Here is a 3369-nt window from a genome sequence, read left to right on the forward strand (position 1 = left end):
TAGTGATCTTGCCTTACTTTTGTTCCTGATACGGAAAAAGTTTTGCGTTCGCTATCTACAAGTCGATTAACTGCTTTTAAAGCCAGGCTTACGTGTTCGCCATAAAATTCACTACAGTAAAAATGTGTAATTCTTTTTGACTTTAATTTTTTCAGAATATATTCTTCGTGCTTTTTCTTAATCTCAAGGGTATCACCAACCTCTTCAGGGCCATCCCAAGCTTCAATTATCTCAATTGTCGGATACAGTTTTTGCAACCATCTGGCTCGAACTGTTAAGGGAATGGCCGTTATCTCTGGACAATCATAAATTATCACTAGCACTTCATCCATTTCTGCTAAGGCAGTCTCAATCACAAATTGATGTCCTTTGTGAAGCGGCGCGTACTTACCAAGCGTGAGTCCACATTTCCTGCCCATAGTTTTAATTTGGTCTTGGCTACTGCAATCTATTAACACAAAATGAATCTTAGCTATATTTGTCCTTGAATAATCTTTGTCAATTCAGTACGGCTACGAATTTGCTTCTGACCAAAAGCTACCCCAAAATTAATTAACAATATTATTTCTTATTAAGAAAGGGGAAAAGGAATAAATTTCTAGCAACATATAAAAAAGACATCCCTAAAATTGTGGTTGAAAGTTTGGGAGAAAATATCGAGCTATTATGAAATACTCTACTGATTTACTTTCTACAATAGAGTCTATAAACATACATTAGTTTTACGCTAAAAGCTATTTACAGTATTTTTTAAGAAGGGATACAACTAGTTCATAACTATTAGACTGAGTTTGTACTGCATAGGCTTCTCTTTCTAAATCTTGCCTGTGAACATCAGTATAGCGTATAAAAAAAGGTCGAGCATAATTACTTGGCTGAATATTTAGACCTAAAGTTTTTATTTTCCCTTTCCCTGCACATACTTGTGCAGCATGAACCGCTTCATGAATTAGAGTCTGAGTACCAATATGTAGCTCAAAAACTACTGGATTAATCCAAATTTTTTTGTCAGCCTCTCTCAATAATCCATAAGCTCCTCGCTTTGGTGGTAACTCAATTATTATCTGAAACCCTTGATTTTCTAATTGGTTTTTTAAATTAATAAATTTTGGTTCGAGAGTAGGCAATTGTGAAATAAATAAGAAACAAGTTAATAGCAAGGTTTGGATCATTTTGATAAACAACAGAAGACGCTCCAAGAAAAGGCATCACGGAGGCAGGTGTTGGTACGCGATCGCGCTTTTTTACATCTGCAATTCAACACTCACGTTCTCTCTGCCGTTGCCATGCCCTGTCTTTATAAGAGCGAGGGTTACAGCTTTGCAGTGATTGGATTGCTAGTGTTAAAGCAATTTATCTATGGCGCTACTTTTTCTTTAAACTGTTTCCCAGCAGAAAACGCAGGCACTTTGGTAGCTGGGATAGTCATTGGCTCATTGGTTTTCGGATTACGCCCTTCGCGTTCTGAGCGATCGCGCCGCTCAAATGACCCAAACCCAATGAGCGTTACCTTTTCACCATTGGCTACAGCCTCAGTAACAACTGACAAAAAAGCACTGATGACTTCATCAGCTTGTTTTTTTGTGATGTTAGTCTTTGCTGCTACAGCATCCACTAATTCGCCTTTGTTCATAAATCACCCTGAAGTGTTGCAAATAAAAGAAATGTAGCATTACCATCTCTGATTGGTAAAGGGTAAAAAGAAATGAATTTACATTAATTACTTAAGAATCAATCTCAATACAAATCACTGTAACGTATGGATTAATTACTGATTCTGGTACATCAATTGTTAATTCTCCTAACGGATTAGAATTGAGGATAGAATCCATAATTGCACAGCGACTTGTGTAAGTTAGTTCTGTACCGTCAGCAAGAAGAAACACCGATTTTACTCGTTTGATTGGTATACCCCTAACTGATATTGTTTCGTAAGGTTTCATTAATAGGTGTAGATAAATGCGATCGCCCTTACGAGTTGAGGGGCCATAAAATTGCCACGGTTCTAATCCTGGGGTTGTATCCAGTATACTTTCACAGTGACTCTCCATCCAATCTGCTATATCTTTGAGACGCTCTAACTGCTCAGGAGGGATTTGTCCATTACCCATTGGACTAACATTGAGCAAAAGATTGCCTCCTTTGCCTGCTACTTCGCAAAGGGTATGAATTAGCTGACGAGATGACTTGAAGCAATGATCGTCTGAATTATATCCCCAACTTTCATTAATAGTCAGACAAGTTTCCCAAGGATGATCGGGTGGATGAGGCGGAATAAACTGTTCAGGAGTTTCAAAGTCTCCACAATTTGGAAGACGATCGTTGATGAGAATATTCGGTTGTAAATCACGAATCATTTTCGCTAAATTTTGAGCCTGCCATTGCTCTGGAGTGCGTTCCCAACTTCCGTCAAACCAAATGATGTCAATTTGGCCATAGTTGGTCAATAATTCTCGGATTTGATTGAACATAAATTGGATATATCGCTCCCACTGTTGCGCTGTAGGTTGAGGTAGCTGATCAAAGCGATAAGGTTTATCTGCTTCTGTAAAAGCCGGATAGTCAGGATGATGCCAGTCACTAAGTGAAAAATAAAGACCAATACGCAATCCTACAGAGCGCATCGCTTCGACATATTCACGTACAATATCTTTTTTGTAAGGTGCAGATGCGATTGAAAAGTCTGATTCTTGGGTATGGAATAAGGCAAAACCATTATGATGCTTGGTTGTTAATATCGCATATTTCATTCCGAGACTTTTTGCTAAATCTGCCCATTCTTGAGGATTGTATTGCTGTGGATTGAAAGTATTAGCTGTGTAGTGATATTTATCAACTGGAATATCTTTGCAAAAAGGTAGGCTGAATACACCCCCAACTAACGGCCAAGATAACTCACATCCCATTTGAGAACTATGTCCCCAATGAATAAACATCCCCAATCGAGCTGTGTCAAACCAGTTATTCATCATGGTGAAATTTGGCAATAATTCTGCAAAAGAGAAGGAGAAATAGCTCCCAAGAGCATCTTAGTACATATACAGGTTTTGGTTATTATTATTTGTTGGCGGAGGTGAAAATGCGACACCGAATAGTCCGCCGCAAGCATTGCTCTCGCAAGCGGGGCTATGGGCTGGGTGCGATCGCTCCCTATCTGTAAGTCCTAGCCCAATCGAGGAAAATCAGAGGTAGACAGTAGAGAAGCGGATGCCGTCTGCAATACGCTGGCTTGTGCTGACTTCTAACCTTTGTAATGCCAACTTCAAGATTATTCGTTTTTTGCGTAAAACATGAAACTTGAGGTGAATAGTATTATATAACGGTATTTACTATGGATAAACCGGGGACAACGCTAATTGTCTCTTATAT

The 3369-nt window shown here is 38.8% G+C and carries 5 protein-coding genes; 1 reads left to right on the forward strand and 4 read right to left on the reverse strand.

Translation table 11 applies throughout. The features are described 5' to 3' along the window. The 4 genes from VB732_RS35620 to VB732_RS35635 form a co-directional block, all read right to left on the reverse strand. On the reverse strand, positions 1–419 hold a 419-nt coding region (locus VB732_RS35620; RefSeq protein WP_323235505.1), incomplete at its 3' end, for an adenylyltransferase/cytidyltransferase family protein. A gap of 315 nt (positions 420–734) precedes the next feature. Then, on the reverse strand, positions 735–1172 hold the full coding sequence (locus VB732_RS35625) for a hypothetical protein (protein ID WP_323235506.1): 438 nt from the start codon (positions 1170–1172) through the stop codon (positions 735–737). Between the two features lie 185 nt (positions 1173–1357). Continuing rightward, complete coding sequence (locus VB732_RS35630) at positions 1358–1633, reverse strand: HU family DNA-binding protein (RefSeq protein ID WP_292723339.1); 276 nt, start codon at positions 1631–1633, stop codon at positions 1358–1360. Positions 1634–1724: 91 nt separating this feature from the next. Then, positions 1725–2972 (reverse strand): alpha-L-fucosidase, encoded by a 1248-nt coding sequence (locus VB732_RS35635; protein WP_323235507.1) that lies wholly within the window; start codon positions 2970–2972, stop codon positions 1725–1727. A gap of 8 nt (positions 2973–2980) precedes the next feature. Between VB732_RS35635 and VB732_RS35640 the strand changes: the two genes are divergently transcribed. Further along, positions 2981–3160 (forward strand): hypothetical protein, encoded by a 180-nt coding sequence (locus VB732_RS35640; protein WP_323235508.1) that lies wholly within the window; start codon positions 2981–2983, stop codon positions 3158–3160. Positions 3161–3369: the final 209 nt, after the last annotated feature.

The sequence above is a fragment of the Nostoc sp. UHCC 0252 genome (genome assembly GCF_034931145.1).
Taxonomy (GTDB): Bacteria; Cyanobacteriota; Cyanobacteriia; order Cyanobacteriales; family Nostocaceae; genus Nostoc.

Excerpts from the sequence above, each read along its gene's own strand:
- VB732_RS35625 (WP_323235506.1), bottom strand. The coding sequence starts at position 1,172 with ATGATCCAAACCTTGCTATTAACTTGTTTCTTATTTATTTCACAATTG.
- VB732_RS35630 (WP_292723339.1), bottom strand. The coding sequence starts at position 1,633 with ATGAACAAAGGCGAATTAGTGGATGCTGTAGCAGCAAAGACTAACATC.
- VB732_RS35635 (WP_323235507.1), bottom strand. The coding sequence starts at position 2,972 with ATGATGAATAACTGGTTTGACACAGCTCGATTGGGGATGTTTATTCAT.